18 protein-coding genes are annotated in these 17,117 nt (G+C 62.9%); 3 read left to right on the forward strand and 15 right to left on the reverse strand.

Annotation, left to right across the window (positions count from 1 at the left end):
- Positions 1-97 precede the first annotated feature (97 nt).
- Entirely contained in the window at positions 98-1,432 is a 1,335-nt protein-coding gene (gene gltP / locus O6P39_RS27180; protein WP_275609428.1) for a glutamate/aspartate:proton symporter GltP, read from the reverse strand.
- 653 nt (positions 1,433-2,085) lie between these two features.
- Between gltP and O6P39_RS27185 the strand changes: the two genes are divergently transcribed.
- On the forward strand, positions 2,086-2,745 hold the full coding sequence (locus O6P39_RS27185) for a DUF3313 domain-containing protein (protein ID WP_275609429.1): 660 nt from the start codon (positions 2,086-2,088) through the stop codon (positions 2,743-2,745).
- 187 nt (positions 2,746-2,932) lie between these two features.
- Here O6P39_RS27185 and O6P39_RS27190 read toward each other — a convergent pair whose 3' ends face one another.
- From O6P39_RS27190 to O6P39_RS27205, 4 genes are all read right to left on the reverse strand, one after another.
- Positions 2,933-3,406: an inhibitor of vertebrate lysozyme family protein gene (locus tag O6P39_RS27190; protein ID WP_275609430.1), complete on the reverse strand. Its 474-nt coding sequence runs from the start codon at positions 3,404-3,406 to the stop codon at positions 2,933-2,935.
- A 31-nt stretch (positions 3,407-3,437) separates the two neighbouring features.
- On the reverse strand, positions 3,438-3,599 hold the full coding sequence (locus tag O6P39_RS27195) for a DUF1328 domain-containing protein (protein ID WP_275609431.1): 162 nt from the start codon (positions 3,597-3,599) through the stop codon (positions 3,438-3,440).
- 97 nt (positions 3,600-3,696) lie between these two features.
- Positions 3,697-3,963 (reverse strand): hypothetical protein, encoded by a 267-nt coding sequence (locus O6P39_RS27200; RefSeq protein WP_275609432.1) that lies wholly within the window; start codon positions 3,961-3,963, stop codon positions 3,697-3,699.
- Between the two features lie 238 nt (positions 3,964-4,201).
- On the reverse strand, positions 4,202-5,080 hold the full coding sequence (locus tag O6P39_RS27205) for a BON domain-containing protein (protein WP_275609433.1): 879 nt from the start codon (positions 5,078-5,080) through the stop codon (positions 4,202-4,204).
- 220 nt (positions 5,081-5,300) lie between these two features.
- Here O6P39_RS27205 and algB point away from each other — a divergent pair, with 220 nt between their 5' ends.
- Positions 5,301-6,647, forward strand: a complete 1,347-nt coding sequence (gene algB, locus O6P39_RS27210; protein WP_275609434.1) for a sigma-54-dependent response regulator transcription factor AlgB — start codon at positions 5,301-5,303, stop codon at positions 6,645-6,647.
- On the forward strand, positions 6,644-8,437 hold the full coding sequence (locus O6P39_RS27215) for an ATP-binding protein (protein WP_275609435.1): 1,794 nt from the start codon (positions 6,644-6,646) through the stop codon (positions 8,435-8,437). Before algB ends, O6P39_RS27215 begins: the two co-directional genes overlap by 4 nt.
- Here the strand turns inward: O6P39_RS27215 and O6P39_RS27220 are convergent.
- The 10 genes from O6P39_RS27220 to atpE all read right to left on the reverse strand — a co-directional run bounded on the left by O6P39_RS27220 (position 8,434) and on the right by atpE (position 17,105).
- The gene (locus O6P39_RS27220; protein ID WP_275609436.1) at positions 8,434-9,216 is read right to left on the reverse strand and encodes an N-acetylmuramoyl-L-alanine amidase; all 783 of its coding nucleotides are present in this window, start codon (positions 9,214-9,216) and stop codon (positions 8,434-8,436) included. The genes O6P39_RS27215 and O6P39_RS27220 overlap by 4 nt on opposite strands.
- 8 nt (positions 9,217-9,224) lie before the next feature.
- Positions 9,225-9,812: a MarC family protein gene (locus O6P39_RS27225; RefSeq protein WP_015479763.1), complete on the reverse strand. Its 588-nt coding sequence runs from the start codon at positions 9,810-9,812 to the stop codon at positions 9,225-9,227.
- 132 nt (positions 9,813-9,944) lie between these two features.
- Entirely contained in the window at positions 9,945-11,312 is a 1,368-nt protein-coding gene (glmU, locus tag O6P39_RS27230; RefSeq protein ID WP_275609437.1) for a bifunctional UDP-N-acetylglucosamine diphosphorylase/glucosamine-1-phosphate N-acetyltransferase GlmU, read from the reverse strand.
- Between the two features lie 114 nt (positions 11,313-11,426).
- Positions 11,427-11,852, reverse strand: coding sequence for a F0F1 ATP synthase subunit epsilon (locus O6P39_RS27235; protein WP_275609438.1), 426 nt, complete (start codon positions 11,850-11,852; stop codon positions 11,427-11,429).
- 40 nt (positions 11,853-11,892) lie between these two features.
- Complete coding sequence (gene atpD / locus O6P39_RS27240) at positions 11,893-13,269, reverse strand: F0F1 ATP synthase subunit beta (RefSeq protein WP_109935325.1); 1,377 nt, start codon at positions 13,267-13,269, stop codon at positions 11,893-11,895.
- A gap of 30 nt (positions 13,270-13,299) precedes the next feature.
- On the reverse strand, positions 13,300-14,160 hold the full coding sequence (atpG, locus tag O6P39_RS27245) for a F0F1 ATP synthase subunit gamma (RefSeq protein ID WP_015479767.1): 861 nt from the start codon (positions 14,158-14,160) through the stop codon (positions 13,300-13,302).
- A 52-nt stretch (positions 14,161-14,212) separates the two neighbouring features.
- Complete coding sequence (gene atpA, locus O6P39_RS27250) at positions 14,213-15,757, reverse strand: F0F1 ATP synthase subunit alpha (RefSeq protein WP_275609439.1); 1,545 nt, start codon at positions 15,755-15,757, stop codon at positions 14,213-14,215.
- 18 nt (positions 15,758-15,775) lie between these two features.
- Positions 15,776-16,312: a F0F1 ATP synthase subunit delta gene (locus O6P39_RS27255; RefSeq protein ID WP_275609440.1), complete on the reverse strand. Its 537-nt coding sequence runs from the start codon at positions 16,310-16,312 to the stop codon at positions 15,776-15,778.
- A gap of 12 nt (positions 16,313-16,324) precedes the next feature.
- Positions 16,325-16,795, reverse strand: coding sequence for a F0F1 ATP synthase subunit B (locus O6P39_RS27260; protein ID WP_109935329.1), 471 nt, complete (start codon positions 16,793-16,795; stop codon positions 16,325-16,327).
- A gap of 52 nt (positions 16,796-16,847) precedes the next feature.
- Positions 16,848-17,105 carry a F0F1 ATP synthase subunit C gene (gene atpE / locus O6P39_RS27265; RefSeq protein ID WP_003457994.1) on the reverse strand — a complete coding sequence of 86 codons (258 nt, stop codon included), beginning with the start codon at positions 17,103-17,105 and terminating at the stop codon, positions 16,848-16,850.
- Between the last annotated feature and the right edge of the window lie 12 nt (positions 17,106-17,117).

Below are 17,117 nucleotides of genomic sequence, written 5' to 3' on the forward strand. Positions count from 1 at the left end.
CGGCGCCAGAAATGACAAGGCCCCGGACAATGCCGGGGCCTTGGGAGTATCGGCGTACAACCACGAAGGGTTGTACGCCCTACGTAGGCCATCGCCTTCAACGGGTGGCGGCAGTTTCCTTGCCGTCCAGCAGTTGCTCCACGCGGCCGTTCTGCATGGCTTCCCAGTAACGGGCGCCCTTCTGCGCGTCGTACACGCCTTCCCACTTGGAGATCACCAGTACGGCCAGGGCGTTGCCGATCACGTTCAGCGCGGTGCGCGCCATGTCCATGATGCGGTCGACACCGGCGATGAAGGCCAGGCCTTCCAGCGGAATGCCCACGCTGCCCAGGGTCGCCAGCAGCACCACGAAGGAAACGCCCGGCACGCCGGCGATGCCCTTGGAGGTGACCATCAGGGTCAGCACCAGCATCAGCTGCTGGCCGATGGACAGGTCGATGCCGTAGAGCTGGGCGATGAAGATAGCCGCGATGCTCTGGTACAGGGTCGAGCCATCGAGGTTGAAGGAGTAGCCGGTGGGCACCACGAAGCTGCTCACCGCCTTGGGCGCGCCGTAGGCTTCCATCTTTTCGATGATGCGCGGCAGCACGGTCTCGGAGCTGGCGGTGGAGTACGCCAGGATCAGCTCATCCTTGAAGATGCGCATCAGCTTGATGATGGAGAAGCCGAACAGGCGCGCGGCCAGGCCTAGCACCATGAAGGCGAAGAAGGCGATGGCGAAGTACACCAGCACTACCAGCTTGGCCAGCGGCAGCAGCGAGGCAAAACCGAAGTTGGCCACGGTCACGGCGATCAGCGCGAACACGCCAATAGGGGCGTAGCGCATGATCATGTGGGTGACGCGGAACATCGCCTCGGCCACACCCTGGAACATCTTCACCAGCGGCTCGCGGGTCGGCGCCGGCAGCGAGGACAGGCCCAGGCCGAACATCACCGAGAAGAAGATGATCGGCAGCATCTCGCCACGGGCCATGGCCGCGAAGATGTTGGACGGGATCAGGTTGAGGATGGTCTCGATGAACGCATGGTGGTGCTCGACTTCCTTGGCGGTCTGCGCGTACTGGGAGATATCCACAGTGCCCAGGGTGCTCATGTCGATGCCGGCGCCCGGCTGGAACACATTCGCCAGCAGCAGGCCGACCACGATGGCGACCGTGGTGATGATTTCGAAGTAGATGATGGTCTTCAGGCCGATCCGACCGAGTTTCTTCGCGTCCCCCATGCCGGCAATGCCGACGATGAGCGAGGAGATCACGATTGGTACGACGATCATCTTGATCAGGCGGATGAAGATGTCGCCCGCCGGCTGGAGGATGTTGCTGATCCACCAGGCCTTGTCCGCGCTGAAGTGGTTGAGCGCGGCGCCCAGTGCAATTCCGAGTACCAGGCCGATGAGGATCTGCCAGGCGAGGCTGAGCTTGGCTTTGCCCATAGTGAGTCACCCTTGATTCTTGTGGAAGTCGGGGTTCCGCTTGGCCATCGGGGTGCCGACGGCAAGCGAAAAAGGGGCGCATGATTCCTATGCCCCACGCCCTCGTCTAATGCCGGAGGCGCCTACCCTATGCACAATCGGCATAGGAAAAAGCACTTGAAACCTTGGTTCCAGGTCTTTCGGCCCTTGATTTATTGCATGAACCAGGTTCCTCAACGCCTGTCACGCAGCGGTCTGCAAAGCCGGCTAGGCTTGTTTGCATTCATGCCGTCAATGGCGCGAGTTGAACGGATGAGCCGTCCGGAATCGAGACACCCGGTGTTCCAGTTACCGGATGTACGGTCACATCGAAGGACCGTCACGGAAGGCCATGGCCAAGGAATGAGGCCATTGGACCGCAGGGCTGGCAGGATCGCGGGCGCTGTGGATAAGTCGCCGGAATCCGCTCTTCGTTGCTGCGGTGCTGGTTTATAGAGCTGAATCAGCCGACGGGAATCGGCGAGGCATTGTAGGACGCTTCCCGGTCACATCGGATTGATCGGTATCAGTAAGTTCGTGCTGGTTCGAAGCGGAGCGCGGCTACTCTTCGCCGCCGCAAGCATGCCAGCCAAGTCTGTGAACGACGCGGTGAACCTTCAGATACAGGACTCTCTATGACGCGACTCTCGGTAGTACCCACCCTGCTGTTGGCCGGCGCCCTGGCACTGGCCGGTTGTTCCAGCCAGAAGCCGGATGCCTCGCAGTATTCCGGCTTCCTCGACGACTACTCCCAGCTCAAACCCGCGACCTCGCCCAGCGGACAACCAGTGCTGCGCTGGGTGGACCCGAATCTGAAACTGAGCAACTACAGCTCGGTGCTGGTGGAGCGGCCGGTGTACTTCCCGCAGCCCAAGCCAACTGAGAACGTCGACCAGACGACTCTGAACGCCATTCCCGACTACCTGAAGCAGCAGATCGAGCGGCAGCTGAGCAGCCGTTACCGAGTGGTGCAGCAGGCCGACCGCGACACCCTGGTGCTGAAGACCGCGATCACCGGCGTGAACGTTTCCACCGAAGGGCTGCACGCCTACGAAGTGATCCCGATCGCCCTGGTGGTCGCGGCCACCACCACCGCCATCGGCACGCGGGACCAGGCAACCGAGGTCTATGTGGAGATGGAAGCGCTGGACGGCGCCACCAGCAAGCCGGTGGCCAAGGTGGTGCGCAAAGGCGCTGGCGAGGCGCTGGAGAACTCCAGCACGCAGCTGACGCTCAACGACCTGAAACCCGTGCTCGACGGCTGGGCGCGCGACGCCGCCAACTTCAAGCCGTAACCGGTCCGGCTCCGCGGAACCGAGGTGAGGACGATGTCTCCTCCCCACTCCGGCTCCGCCGCAGCCTTTTACCCTGACCTGGTCCGCCGTTGCGGAGGTACCCCCTGTACCCCAGAGTCGCTCAGGGCCTGAATCACCCCGAACATCCCGGCCCCCTGGTCATGCGCAGGCCGTCGGCCACGCGCAATCAGAACCAGCTCGGATCACTCCTGAGCTCCTCATCCAGAATGCTTTTCACCGCGTCATCGGGTTTGCCCAGCCAGCGCAGGCGGGCGTGCCGGCTCGGCGCCTGGTCCGGCGGCAACCCTTCGGGCACGGTCACGTAGAGGGCATAGGCCTTCTGTTTATCCCAGGTGAAGGCGACATAGAGCCGGTGCCTGGTGCAGTCGTAGGCCTCGCACAGTTCGCCTACCAGGTACTTGCCGCCCGGCTGGTCGACCGAGTGCATCGGCATCGAGGTGCCGGTGAGATTCGTTACCCAGCCGGGCAACTGATCTTCGTTGCGCACCACGGAGTGCCAGGTCTGCCGGTACTGTTGATCGGAAGCCATCAGTTGGTCGACCCGCTGCCCGGTGATCCTGTCCGGCCCCAACGCCAGGGCCTGGGCCCCGACGCCGGCCAGCAGCAGGAGACCGATCAGCAGCTTGTGGATGAAATCCATCACCGTGCTCGTCATCAGTATAGAAATGGCGTCAGCCTCGCCAGCGCCCGACGATGAACGACGCGACGAACAGCACCAGGAACAGTACGAACAGGATCTTGGCAATGCTGGTCGCAGCGCCCGCAATTCCGCCGAAACCAAGCACGCCGGCGATGATGGCGATGATCAGGAATGTCAGAGCCCAACTGAGCATGGGATTTCTCCTCTATCTCGTGGTCGATTCGGCGCCGCTGCCGGAGTAGCCGCGTGGATGACCCCGCTCCCGAGGTTCAGGCCAGCCGGCCGTGGATTCAGAACACCCACCCCCCGCGACGCGGGGATGCCGCCTGCGACTCCTGGGGTTTCGCGCTCCACTGCCGGTCGAAGTTATCCCTGGCCGGAAGGGGCTGTGGATAACGCGGGGCAGCCGGTAGCACGCTATAAGCGCTGGGGATAAATACGCGGGGATAGCCCGAGAGTGGCGACATCAGTTGCGTCTGGTGGATCAGCAAAAGCAGCAGGGCGATGGCCAGCAGGACCCGGCTCCAGACATCGACACGTGTTTCGTGGCTATTCATCCCGACTCTCCTGGCCGTTGCGAGCCTCCTTGCCATTGCCGGCCGCATGATCTGATTTCCTTGGGAGTCTGCACGCCACATGCCAGGCTGTTGCTGTCTTTTTTATCCTTTTAAAACAATGCGTTGGGTCACTTAAGCAGGACTTTTCCGCCCGCATCCTGCACGATTGCCAGGCTTTCACCATGCATTTTGCAACCGCCCGGTGAAGGCCTGGCTGCGATCACTCATCGGGTACGGCTCACGCGTGAATGTCGTCCAGGGGCGGTCGATACAGACCGGTGGTCTGGCCGGCCACCTTCAAGGCACTGGCGTCCACTTCATGAACGCCGCGGGTCTTGCGCGCGGTGTCGATCAGTTGCTGGCGCTCGGCATTGCTGGGCACCACGCCACTGAGGCTGACCACACCATCACGGGTCGACACGCCAATGGAAAGCCCGCTCAACGCATGGCGCGCCAGCACGTCAGCCTTGATCTGGCTGGTGATCCAGGCATCGCTGACCGCGGCCTGGGCATCGTTCACAGAGTCTTCCAGCTTCTTGGTCGACGAACCTTCCGGCACCACCTTCAAGCGGTTATCCACAGAGGCGACGCCTTCGGTCTGTGCGGCAAGGTGGGAAGCCTGCTGACTGGCTTCCTCGCTGGGCACCGTACCCTCCAGGGTGACCGCACCGGCCTTGCTGGAGACCTTGATATCCAGACCTTCAGCAGGCTTGTCCAACAGCAGCTTGGCTTTGACCCGGGCGGCCAGCGCCGCATCGTCCCAGCGCTGTACCGCATCGCTGCGCGGCGCCTCGCCGCTGGCGAGCGCCGGATCGACGGTAATGCGGTTATCCACAGAGGTGATGCCTTCGACGCTCATGGCGACCTGCGCCGCCAGTTCGCGCTGTTCATCGCTGGCAACCTTGCCGCCCAGCACGGCACGGCCCTTTTCCACATCCACGCTGAGCTTGAAGGGCTTCAGGTCGCGGTTGAGGTTGATGGCGGTCCAGATCGATCCCTCCTGGCGCGCCTCGGCCAACTGTTCGGTAAGGGTGGATTCCTCGGCCTGGCCGACCAACGGCTGAGTGGCCAGCAGCACGCTGCCGAGGGCCAGGACAAGCAGCTTCGGGGTGGGCATGGTGCGCTCCTTGGCGTTTTTCTGTACTGCCAGTAGAGACAGCAAAATGCCCATGCCAGTGCCATCCTGTTGATAAGTCCTTTTATTTCAACGCATTACCTACCGTGTGGATAACTCTGTCCTTGCACCCTGCCCGATGCTCTGGAAAGAGCCTTTGCAACTTGCACGAAATTTCCGGGACTAAGAAATAACCTAAGACAAATAATGAGGATCACCCTGAATGGACGCTCCGCCTGAGCAACAAGGCCGCATCCTTCTGGTCGATGACGAGCCTTCCATCCTGCGCTCGTTCCGCTATTGCCTGGAAGATGAAGGCTATAGCGTGGCGACCGCCAGCAGCGCCGCCCAGGCCGACACGCTGCTGCAACGACAGGTTTTCGACCTGTGCTTCCTCGATCTGCGCCTGGGCGAGGACAACGGCCTGGACGTGCTCGCCCAGATGCGCGTGCAAGCCCCCTGGATGCGCGTCGTCATCATCACCGCCCATTCCGCCGTGGACAGCGCGGTAAACGCCATGCAGGGCGGCGCCGCCGACTACCTGGTGAAACCCTGCAGTCCCGATCAGTTGCGCCTGGCCGCCGCCAAGCAGTTGGAGGTCCACCAGCTCACGGCACGTATCGAGGCGCTGGAAGGCGAGATGCGCAAGCAGGGCGACGTGCTCGAATCGCAGAGCCCGGCCATGGCTGCGGTCCTGGAAACCGCCCGCCAGGTGGCCGCCACCGACGCCAACATCCTCATCCTTGGCGAGTCCGGCTCCGGCAAGGGCGAACTGGCGCGGGCCATCCATGGCTGGAGCAAGCGGGCGAAAAAACCCTGCGTGACCATCAACTGCCCATCGCTGAGCGCCGAGCTGACCGAAAGCGAACTGTTCGGACACAGCCGCGGCGCATTCACCGGCGCCACCGAGAACACCCTTGGACGCATCAGCCAAGCCGACGGCGGCACCCTGTTCCTCGACGAGATCGGCGACTTCCCCCTGAACCTGCAACCCAAGCTGCTGCGCTTCATCCAGGACAAGGAGTACGAGCGGGTGGGCGACCCGGTGACGCGCACCGCCGACGTACGCATCCTTGCAGCGACCAACCGCGATCTGGCCGGCATGGTCGCCCAGGGCAGCTTCCGCGAAGACCTGCTGTACCGGCTGAACGTCATCGTGCTGAACCTGCCACCCTTGCGCGAACGCGCCGAAGATATCCTGAACCTTGCCGAGCGCTTCCTCGCCCGCTTCGTCAAGGATTACGGCCGCCCGGCCCGCGGCTTCACCGATGAGGCCCGTGACCTGCTACGCCGCTACGGCTGGCCCGGCAATGTCCGTGAGCTGAGAAACGTTATCGAACGTGCGAGCATTATCTGCAATCAGGAGCTGATCGGTATCGAACACCTGGCACCCAGCGAGCATTCGACAAACGCCACACCACGCATCGGCGAATCGCTCAGCCTGGAGGAGCTGGAAAAAGCCCACATCGCCGCGGTGATGGCCTCCAGCGCAACCCTCGATCAGGCCGCCAAGACCCTGGGCATCGACGCCTCCACGCTTTACCGCAAGCGCAAGCAATACAGCCTGTGAAACTGCCCCTGTCGCTGACGTTGCGCACCCAGCTCTTCCTGAGCATCTCGGCGCTCATGACGGTGGCCCTGCTGGGACTGCTGCTGGGGCTGTTCAGCGTGGTGCTCACCGGTCGCGAGCAGGCGGAACTCATCCAGCGCAATTTCGACACCATCGAGGTCAGCCAGCAGTTGCGCCAGGCCCTGGGCGACGAGCTGGTCCAGGTTCTCAACACGGAACCCGACACCCAGCGCCTGGAGACCGCCCGCCAGTCCTTCCGCAATGCCCTGGCGCGAGGCCAGCAGCAGGCTTCCAGCGACACGGAACGGCAGCTGTTGCAGCAGATAGCCGGCGCCCACCGGCAATTCGTCGCAGCCACGGACAACCCGGGGCCCGGACGCCCCGAACTGCTGGCCGACAGCGACCTCAGCCGCAACCTGGACGGACTTCGTCAGCAGTTGCTCGCGCTGCATGAGTTCGCCATGCGCAACATCGACACCCAGGAAAGCGATGCGCGCACGCGGACGCTACTGATCAGTGGGCTGCTCGGGCTGGTGGGCGTGGCCATACTGCTGATCGGCTTCATTACCGCCCACAGCATCGCCCGCCGCTTCGGCGCCCCCATCGGCGCACTGGCCAAGGCGGCGGACAAGATCGGACAGGGTGACTTCGACCTGACCCTGCCGATTTCCCCGGTGGATGAGCTGGCCGCCCTGAGCCGCCGCTTCGGTCTGATGGCGGAGGCCCTGCGCCTGTACCGGGAGACCAACACCGAAGCCATCGGCTACGGGCGCCGGCGCCTGCAAGCCGTGCTCGACAGCATCGACGACGGCCTGGTGATCCTCGATCGAGACGGCCGCATCGAGCACGCCAACCCGGTCGCCAGCCGCCAGTTGTTCTCCCGGAGCGATCCCCATGGACAGGACCTGGGCACGCTGCTGGATAGCCCGGAGCTGTCCCAGGCCACCCAGCGAGTTCTGGCAGGCAACCTGCTGGAGGAAACGCCCCGGGACCTGGTGGTGGAGGTCAATGGGGAACAGCGGCTACTGACCTGGGGCATGTCACCGGTCACCCACGACGATGGACGCAATATCGGCGCGGTGATGGTGCTGCGGGATGTCACCGAGCAACGCGCCTTCGAGCGGGTGCGCAACGACTTCGTGCTGCGCGCCTCCCATGAGCTGCGCACGCCGGTGACCGGCATGCACATGGCCTTCGGCCTGCTTTCCGAGCGTCTGGCCTTTCCCAAAGACTCCCGCGAGCACGATCTGATCACCACGGTCGATGAGGAGATGCGGCGGCTGGTGCTGCTGATCGGCGATCTGCTGAATTTCTCCCGGTACCAGAGCGGCACGCAGAAACTCGACCTGCAGCCCTGCGACATCACCGACATCCTCGCGCAGGCCAGGCAACGCTTCGAGGGTCAGGCACACAATCAGCTCATCGACATCCAGCTGGAAACCGCCGCCGACCTGCCGCCGATCAACCTCGACCGCCTGCAGATCGAACGGGTCATCGATAACCTGATCAGCAACGCCCTGCGTCACACCCACGAGGGTGGCGTCATCCGGCTGCAGGCCCGCTGTCACGATGAACGAGTGGCAATAGCCGTGGAGGACAACGGCGACGGGATTCCCTTCAGCCAGCAGAGCCGCATCTTCGAGCCCTTCGTCCAGGTTGGGCGCAAGAAAGGCGGCGCCGGCCTCGGCCTGGCCCTGTGCAAGGAGATCGTCCAACTGCACGGCGGGCGCATCCTGCTGCACTCGCAGCCGGGCAAAGGCTCGCGCTTCTACCTGCTGCTGCCGGTTTAACTGGTCGGCACGGCCAGCAACAGCGCTGCGGTTTCCAGGTCCGGCTCGCCGTCGAAACGGTCCGGGCGGAAGCGCATCTGGAAGGCGGCAATCACGTTGCGAGTTTCCTCATCCAGCACCCCGTCGAGCGGCACCGCGTAGCCATGGCGCGCCAACTGTTGCTGGAACCACCCCGGGGCGGGCAACTGGCCGTTCAGCTCACCCAGGCGGCGGGCAATCTCGCCCGGCTTCGGCCAGGGGATCAGGCCGGCATCGGCGAGCTTCTTCCAGGGGAACAGCGGGCCCGGATCGACCTTGCGCTGCGGGGCGATGTCGCTGTGGCCGAGGATGTGTTCCGGGGTGATGCCCTGGCGCTTGCTGATGTCCTTGAGCAGGGCGATCAGTGCATCGATCTGCCCGTCCGGGTAGGGATACCAGATCTTGCCATTGGGGGTTTCACGATAGCCGGGATTGACCAGTTCGATGCCGATCGACGTGGAGTTCAGCCAGGTGCGGCCCTGCCATTCGCTCTGCCCGGCGTGCCAGGCACGGCGGTTCTCGTCCACCAGCTCGTAGATGGTCGGCGGCTGGTCGCCGATCAGGTAATGCGCGCTGACCTCACCCTGCGTCAGGACCTTCAGCGAACGCGACAGGTTCTCCGACGTGTAGTGGATGATGATGTACTGGACGCGGCTGTCCTGGTTGCGCGAGACATGCGAGCGATCGATCTGCAGCCCCTGCTCGGCGCAGCCGGCTAGCAGCAAGGCGGACAGGGCGAGACAGGGGATGCGAAGGGTCATGGGCTCACTCACGCTGCAATGTGCAGGACGCTGCGCAGGTTCTGCAGGAGCATGTTCACGCTGAGCATGATCAGCAACATGCCGGCCAGGCGCTCCACGGCGGTCAGCCCGCGAGGGCCGAGGAAGCGCTGCAGGAACGAGGCCTGCAGTAGGATCAGCGCCGTCGCCGCCCAGGCGAGAATCACCGCCAGGTACAACTCCCACAACGGGCCGGTGTAGGTGGTGCGCAGGGTGATCAGCATGGCCAGCGCTGACGGGCCGGCCACGGCGGGGGTGGCCAGCGGCACCAGCAGCGGTTCGCTGTCGGGCATGTCGCCCAGCACACCCTGCGGGGTCGGGAAGATCAGGCGCATGGCGACCACGAAGAGAATGATGCCGCCAGCGATCCCGGTGGCCTCCTTCGACAGCCCCAGGCCGGTGAGGATGTGCTCGCCAAGGGTCAGGAAGATCAGCAGCAGGCCAAGCGCGAGCAGCAGTTCGCGCAGGGCGACCTTGAGCCGGCGTTCGGCCGGGACGGATTTCAGTGCGGCAAGGAACACCGCGATGTTGCCGAACGGGTCGGTGATCAGAAAGATCAGGACGGCGACGCCGAGCATGATCGAGAAACTCCGGCAGGAAAGACGCCCCTACCCGAGCGGCAGCACGGGTGAGGAAAACGTCTGTGGATAACGAAATAGCGTAGCCCCACCTGTGAATAAAGACTTACCCACAGGCGGAATGAGGTGACGTCAGGGCTTCTTGATCTTTTCCGGACGCTTCCAGCCATCGATCACGCGCTGCTTGGCGCGACCGACCGCCAGGGTGCCGGCCGGAACCTCTGCGGTAACGGTAGAACCCGCGCCAGTCGTGGCGCCGGAGCCGATATCCACAGGCGCGACCAGGGAGTTGTTGGAGCCGATGAAGACGTCTTCGCCGATGGTAGTGCGCCATTTGTTGGCGCCGTCGTAGTTGCAGGTGATGGTGCCGGCGCCGATGTTGGTGCGCGCACCGACTTCACTGTCGCCCAGGTAGGTCAGGTGGCCGACCTTCACGCCGTCCTGCAGGTGGGCGTTCTTCAGCTCGACAAAGTTACCCACATGCACCTGGCGCTCCAGCACGCTGCCCGGACGCAGGCGGGCGAACGGGCCGACATCGCTGTCCGGACCGACGTGGGCGCCTTCCAGGTGCGAGTTGGCCTTGATGATGGCGCCACGGCGCAGGGTGCTGTCCTTGATGTAGCAGTTCGGACCGATCTGTACGTTGTCCTCGATTTCCACCAAGCCTTCGAGGATCACGTTGATGTCGATCTGCACGTCGCGGCCGACGCTGACCTCGCCACGCACGTCGAAGCGTGCCGGATCGATCAGGGTCACGCCCTGGGCCATCAGTCGACGCGCCACGCGCTGCTGGAAGAAGCGTTCCAACTCGGAGAGCTGCAGGCGATCGTTGGCGCCCTGGACTTCCATGGCCGCCTGGGGCTGCGCAGTGGCGACGCGCAGGCCATCGGCCACGGCCATGGCGATCACGTCAGTCAGGTAGTACTCGCCCTGGGCGTTGGAATTGGACAGGCGCGACAGCCAGCCGGCCAGGCGCTCGCGCGGCACGGCGAGGATGCCGGTGTTGCCTTCGCGGATGGCGCGCTGCTCGGGGGACGCGTCCTTCTGCTCGACGATGGCCTGAACCTCGCCAGCAGCGTCACGGATGATGCGGCCGTAGCCGGTCGGGTCATCCAGTTCGACGGTCAGCAGTGCCAGCTGTTCGGCATTGGCCTGGGCCATCAGGCGCTCCAGGGTCGGCTGCTCGATCAGCGGCACGTCGCCGTAGAGGATCAGCACCTTGTCCGCACTCAGGAACGGCGCGGCCTGGGCCACCGCATGGCCGGTGCCGAGCTGCTGCTCCTGGATCACGAAATTCAGGTCGTCCGCCTGCAGGCGTTCACGCACCAGCTCCGCACCGTGCCCGATCACCACGTGGATGCGGGAAGGATTGAGCGTGCGCGCGGTATCGATCACATGGCCGAGCATCGGCTTGCCAGCGACCGGGTGGAGGACTTTCGGCAGGGCCGAACGCATGCGCGTGCCCTGGCCAGCGGCGAGAATGACGATTTCGAGGGACATGAATGACAGACCGTCCTGGTGAGCGGGGAAACCCCGGGTGTAGAAAAAGAAAAAGGGTAGCCAAGGCTACCCTTTTCCAATTTGTCGCTGAAGCCCCGAGGAGCTTCGCGCGGCTCAGCCGCCGAACTTCTTGCGAACCTGCTGGACCGTGCGCAGTTGCGCTGCGGCTTCGGCCAGGCGGGCTGCGGCGGAGCTGTAGTCGAACTCGGCACCTTTGCTGTGCAGAGCCTTCTCAGCTTCCTTCAGTGCGGTCTGGGCAGCCGCTTCGTCGAGGTCGCCTGCGCGAATCACGGTGTCGGCGAGAACCTTGACCATGTTCGGCTGTACTTCGAGGAAGCCGCCGGAGATGTAGTACACCTCCTGCTCGCCACCCTGCTTCACCAGGCGGATCGGACCCGGCTTGAGCTCGGTGATCAGCGGCGCGTGGCCCGGAGCGATACCCAGATCACCCAGGGAGCCGTGCGCAACGACCAGCTCGACCAGACCGGAGAAGATCTCCGCTTCGGCGCTGACGATGTCGCAGTGGACTGTAATAGCCATACCCTTGCCTCACGTAAGCGCCCGTTTCCGGGCGCACGGATTACAGCTTCTTCGCTTTCTCGATGGCTTCTTCGATGCCGCCGACCATGTAGAACGCCTGCTCGGGCAGGTGGTCGTAGTCACCGTTGAGGATGCCTTTGAAGCCAGCGATGGTGTCCTTCAGGGAGACGTACTTGCCCGGGGAACCGGTGAAGACTTCTGCCACGAAGAACGGCTGGGACAGGAAGCGCTGGATCTTACGAGCACGAGCCACCAGCAGCTTGTCGGACTCGGACAGTTCGTCCATGCCGAGGATCGCGATGATGTCCTTCAGCTCCTTGTAGCGCTGCAGGATGTACTGCACGCCACGAGCGGTGTCGTAGTGATCCTGGCCGATGACCAGCGGGTCCAGCTGACGGGAGGTGGAGTCCAGCGGGTCCACGGCCGGGTAGATACCCAGCGAGGCGATGTCACGGGACAGTACCACGGTAGCGTCAAGGTGGGCGAAGGTGGTCGCCGGGCTCGGGTCGGTCAGGTCGTCCGCGGGAACGTATACGGCCTGGATCGAGGTGATCGAGCCTTGCTTGGTGGAGGTGATGCGCTCCTGCAGAACGCCCATCTCTTCGGCCAGGGTCGGCTGATAACCTACTGCGGACGGCATACGGCCCAGCAGTGCGGACACTTCGGTACCGGCGAGGGTGTAACGGTAGATGTTGTCGATGAACAGCAGTACGTCACGACCTTCGTCACGGAACTTCTCGGCCATGGTCAGGCCGGTCAGTGCAACGCGCAGACGGTTACCCGGCGGCTCGTTCATCTGGCCGTATACCAGGGCCACTTTGTCCAGAACGTTGGAGTCCTTCATCTCGTGGTAGAAGTCGTTGCCCTCACGGGTACGCTCGCCCACACCAGCGAACACGGAATAACCGCTGTGCTCGATGGCGATGTTACGGATCAGCTCCATCATGTTTACGGTCTTGCCTACACCGGCGCCACCGAACAGACCGACCTTACCACCCTTGGCGAACGGGCAGACCAGGTCGATTACCTTGATGCCGGTTTCCAGCAGCTCGTTGCCGCCAGCCTGATCGGCATAGGAGGGAGCTTCGCGGTGGATACCCCAACGCTCTTCTTCGCCGATGGGACCGGCTTCGTCGATCGGGTTGCCCAGTACGTCCATGATCCGGCCCAGGGTCGCTTTACCGACCGGTACGGAGATGGCTGCGCCGGTGCTTTCCACGTTCAGGCCACGCTTGAGGCCTTCGGTGGAACCCATTGCAATGGAACGAACCACGCCGTCGCCCAGCTGCTGCTGAACTTCGAGGGTGGTTTCGACGCCCTGAACCTTCAGGGCCTCGTAGATGCTCGGCACGGCATCGCGCGGGAATTCCACGTCGATCACGGCGCCGATGATTTGAACGATACGTCCGCTACTCATGTCTGGTTCCTCTGAATTTTGAACCTGTTCTTACACCGCGGCAGCGCCGCCGACGATTTCCGAGATTTCCTGGGTGATCGCCGCCTGACGCGCCTTGTTGTAGACCAGCTGGAGTTCGCTGATCAGATCACCGGCGTTGTCGGTAGCGTTCTTCATTGCAATCATCCGGGCCGCCTGCTCACAGGCGTTGTTCTCAACCACCGCCTGATACACCTGGGATTCCACGTAGCGCACCAGCAGGCCATCGAGGAGGGCCTTGGCGTCGGGCTCGTAGAGGTAGTCCCAGTGGTGTTTCAGGTCTGCATTGTCCTCGGCCACCAGCGGAATCATCTGCTCCACGGTCGGCTTCTGGGTCATGGTGTTGACGAACTTGTTGGAAACCACGTACAGGCGATCGATACGCCCTTCCAGGTAGGCATCCAGCATGACCTTGACGCTGCCGATCAGATCGTTGATCGACGGCTCTTCGCCCAGGTGACTGATGGCTGCAACCACGTTGCCGCCATAGTTCTTGAAGAAGGATGCACCCTTGGCACCGATCACGCAGAGGTCGATCTCCGCGCCACGATCGCGCTGGGCTGCCATGTCCTTGACGAGCGCCTTGAACAGGTTGATGTTCAGGCCGCCGGCCAGACCACGGTCGGAGCTCACCACGATGTAGCCGACGCGCTTGACTTCACGCTCGACCATGAACGGATGACGGTACTCGGGGTTGGCGTTGGCCAGATGGCCGATCACCTGGCGAATGCGCTCCGCGTAGGGACGGCCGGCCGCCATGCGCAGTTGTGCCTTGCGCATTTTGCTCACCGCCACCTTTTCCATGGCATTGGTGATTTTTTGCGTGCTTTTGATGCTCGCAATCTTGCTGCGAATCTCTTTTGCGCCTGCCATTTCACACCTATCGGGTTAGCAGGCGGGGGCCGTTACCGACCCCCGCTGCGGCTTACCAGGTTTGGGTGGCCTTGAACTTCTCGATGCCGGCTTTAATGCCTGCGTCGATTTCGTCGTTGAAGTCACCCTTCTCGTTGATCTTCGCCAGCAGAGCGGCGTGCTCGCGCTGGAAGTAAGCGATCAACGCCTGTTCGAAGGCGCCTACTTTGGCGATCTCGACGTCCTGCAGGAAGCCACGTTCGGCGGCGTACAGGGACAGCGACATCTCGGCGATGGACATCGGCGCGTACTGCTTCTGCTTCATCAGCTCGGTAACGCGCTGACCATGCTCAAGCTGCTTGCGGGTCGCGTCGTCCAGGTCCGAAGCGAACTGGGCGAAGGCCGCCAGTTCACGGTACTGGGCCAGCGCGGTACGGATACCGCCGGACAGCTTCTTGATGATCTTGGTCTGAGCCGCGCCACCCACACGGGATACCGAGATACCGGCGTTGACGGCCGGACGGATACCCGAGTTGAACATGGAGGTTTCCAGGAAGATCTGACCGTCGGTGATGGAGATCACGTTGGTCGGAACGAACGCGGAAACGTCACCAGCCTGGGTTTCGATGATCGGCAGGGCGGTCAGGGAACCGGTCTTGCCTTTCACTTCGCCGTTGGTGAACTTCTCGACGTACTCTTCGGAAACGCGGGAAGCGCGCTCCAGCAGACGGCTGTGGAGATAGAACACGTCGCCCGGGTAGGCTTCACGGCCCGGCGGACGGCGCAGCAGCAGGGAGATCTGGCGGTAGGCAACGGCCTGCTTGGACAGGTCATCGTACACGATCAGGGCGTCTTCACCGCGGTCGCGGAAGTATTCGCCCATGGTGCAGCCGGAGTACGGCGCCAGGTACTGCAGAGCAGCGGATTCGGAGGCGCTGGCAACGACCACGATGGTGTTGGCCAGGGCACCGTTTTCTTCCAGCTTGCGAACGACGTTGGCGATGGTCGATTGCTTCTGACCGATGGCAACGTATACGCAGCGGATGCCGCTGTCTTTCTGGTTGATGATGGCGTCGACGGCCAGGGCGGTCTTACCGATCTGACGGTCACCGATGATCAGCTCGCGCTGGCCACGGCCTACCGGGATCATGGCGTCGACCGACTTGTAACCGGTCTGAACCGGCTGGTCTACCGACTTACGCCAGATCACGCCCGGTGCCACTTTCTCGACGGCGTCGGTCAGCTTGGCATCGATCGGGCCTTTGCCATCGATCGGGTTGCCCAGTGCGTCGACAACGCGACCCAGCAGTTCCGGACCAACCGGTACTTCCAGGATGCGGCCGGTGCACTTGGCATTCATGCCTTCTTTGAGGTCCTGGTATTCACCCAGTACCACAGCACCAACGGAGTCTTGCTCCAGGTTCAGCGCCATACCGTAGACGCCGCCCGGGAATTCGATCATTTCGCCGTACATGACGTCGGCCAGACCGAAGATGCGCACGATGCCATCGGAAACACTGACGATGGTGCCTTCGTTGCGCGCTTGCGAGGCGACGTCGAGTTTCTCGATGCGCCCCTTGATGATTTCACTAATTTCGGAAGGATTGAGTTGCTGCATGCCGCTGCCCCTTCAAACTCAAGATTTCAACGCTTCGGCCAGTTTCGCGAGCTTGCCGCGCACCGAGCCATCGATTACCAAGTCACCGGCGCGGATCACCACGCCGCCGATCAGGCTCGCGTCTTCCGACGCATGAAGTCGCACTTCGCGACTGAGCCGGGCGCTGAGAGCCTTGGCGAGTTTGTCCTGCTGTTCCTGGTCCAGGGCGAAGGCACTGGTGACCTCGACCTCGACCAGCTTTTCCTGCTCGGCCTTGAGTTGCTCGAACATCTCGAAGATGGTCGGCAGCAGGTCGAGCCGCTTGTTTTCAGCCACAGTCCGGACGAAGTTCTGGGCCGGAGCATTGAGCTTGTCGCCACACACGTCGATCAGCGCGTCAGCCTTGGCTGCGGCGGTCAGCTGAGGCTCTTTGAGCAGCTGGCGCACGGTGTCGTCCTGCGACACTGCAGCCAGCACACCCAGAGCAGCAGACCAATCGGCCAATTGCTGATGAGCCTGGGCGTACTCGAAAGCCGCCTTCGCGTAAGGACGAGCCAATGTGGTCAGTTCTGCCATATCGCCCTCTGCTTAGATCTCGGCGGCCAGTTGATCAACCAGCTGCTTTTGCGCGTTGGCATCGATCGAAGCACCCAGGATCTTCTCGGCGCCGGAGACGGCCAGGGCACCCACTTGGGCACGCAGGGCGTCCTTGACGCTGTTGAGTTCCTGCTCGATCTGGGCCTTGGCCTGGGCAATCATGCGATCACCTTCGGCACGGGCCTGATCACGGGCTTCGTCAACGATCTGGTTAGCGCTCTTCTTCGCCTGCTCGATGATTTCGGCTGCCTGAGCCTTGGCTTCGCGCAGTTGCTGACCCGCTTTCTCGTGGGCCAGTTCCAGGTCACGAGCCGCGCGGTTGGCAGCGTCCAGGCCGTCGGCGATCTTCTTCTGACGCTCGTGCAGAGCCGCGATGACCGGCGGCCATACGAACTTCATGCAGAAGATGACGAAGATGGCGAACGCGATGGCCTGGCCGATCAGAGTTGCATTAATGTTCACGCCAATACCTCGCTCGTTCGTTGTTCAGTCACAGATTTCCGCACTGCGGAAATTACTGGGCAACCTGAGCGATGAACGGGTTAGCGAAGGTGAAGAACAGAGCGATACCAACACCGATCATGGTCACGGCGTCGAGCAGACCGGCGACGATGAACATTTTCACCTGCAGCATCGGAACCATTTCCGGCTGGCGAGCAGCGCCTTCCAGGAACTTGCCGCCCAGCAGGCCGAAGCCGATGGCGGTACCCAGAGCGCCCAGACCGATCAGCAGAGCAACGGCGATAGCAGTGAGTCCAACTACAGTTTCCATTTTTCCTCCCGA

The sequence above is a fragment of the Pseudomonas sp. PSE14 genome, assembly GCF_029203285.1.
Taxonomy (GTDB): domain Bacteria; phylum Pseudomonadota; class Gammaproteobacteria; order Pseudomonadales; family Pseudomonadaceae; genus Pseudomonas.

Coding starts and splice junctions, on each gene's coding strand:
- gltP (WP_275609428.1), bottom strand. CDS start 1,432: ATGGGCAAAGCCAAGCTCAGCCTCGCCTGGCAGATCCTCATCGGCCTG.
- O6P39_RS27185 (WP_275609429.1), top strand. CDS start 2,086: ATGACGCGACTCTCGGTAGTACCCACCCTGCTGTTGGCCGGCGCCCTG.
- O6P39_RS27190 (WP_275609430.1), bottom strand. CDS start 3,406: ATGGATTTCATCCACAAGCTGCTGATCGGTCTCCTGCTGCTGGCCGGC.
- O6P39_RS27195 (WP_275609431.1), bottom strand. CDS start 3,599: ATGCTCAGTTGGGCTCTGACATTCCTGATCATCGCCATCATCGCCGGC.
- O6P39_RS27200 (WP_275609432.1), bottom strand. CDS start 3,963: ATGAATAGCCACGAAACACGTGTCGATGTCTGGAGCCGGGTCCTGCTG.
- O6P39_RS27205 (WP_275609433.1), bottom strand. CDS start 5,080: ATGCCCACCCCGAAGCTGCTTGTCCTGGCCCTCGGCAGCGTGCTGCTG.
- algB (WP_275609434.1), top strand. CDS start 5,301: ATGGACGCTCCGCCTGAGCAACAAGGCCGCATCCTTCTGGTCGATGAC.
- O6P39_RS27220 (WP_275609436.1), bottom strand. CDS start 9,216: ATGACCCTTCGCATCCCCTGTCTCGCCCTGTCCGCCTTGCTGCTAGCC.
- O6P39_RS27225 (WP_015479763.1), bottom strand. CDS start 9,812: ATGCTCGGCGTCGCCGTCCTGATCTTTCTGATCACCGACCCGTTCGGC.
- glmU (WP_275609437.1), bottom strand. CDS start 11,312: ATGTCCCTCGAAATCGTCATTCTCGCCGCTGGCCAGGGCACGCGCATG.
- O6P39_RS27235 (WP_275609438.1), bottom strand. CDS start 11,852: ATGGCTATTACAGTCCACTGCGACATCGTCAGCGCCGAAGCGGAGATC.
- atpD (WP_109935325.1), bottom strand. CDS start 13,269: ATGAGTAGCGGACGTATCGTTCAAATCATCGGCGCCGTGATCGACGTG.
- atpG (WP_015479767.1), bottom strand. CDS start 14,160: ATGGCAGGCGCAAAAGAGATTCGCAGCAAGATTGCGAGCATCAAAAGC.
- atpA (WP_275609439.1), bottom strand. CDS start 15,757: ATGCAGCAACTCAATCCTTCCGAAATTAGTGAAATCATCAAGGGGCGC.
- O6P39_RS27255 (WP_275609440.1), bottom strand. CDS start 16,312: ATGGCAGAACTGACCACATTGGCTCGTCCTTACGCGAAGGCGGCTTTC.
- atpE (WP_003457994.1), bottom strand. CDS start 17,105: ATGGAAACTGTAGTTGGACTCACTGCTATCGCCGTTGCTCTGCTGATC.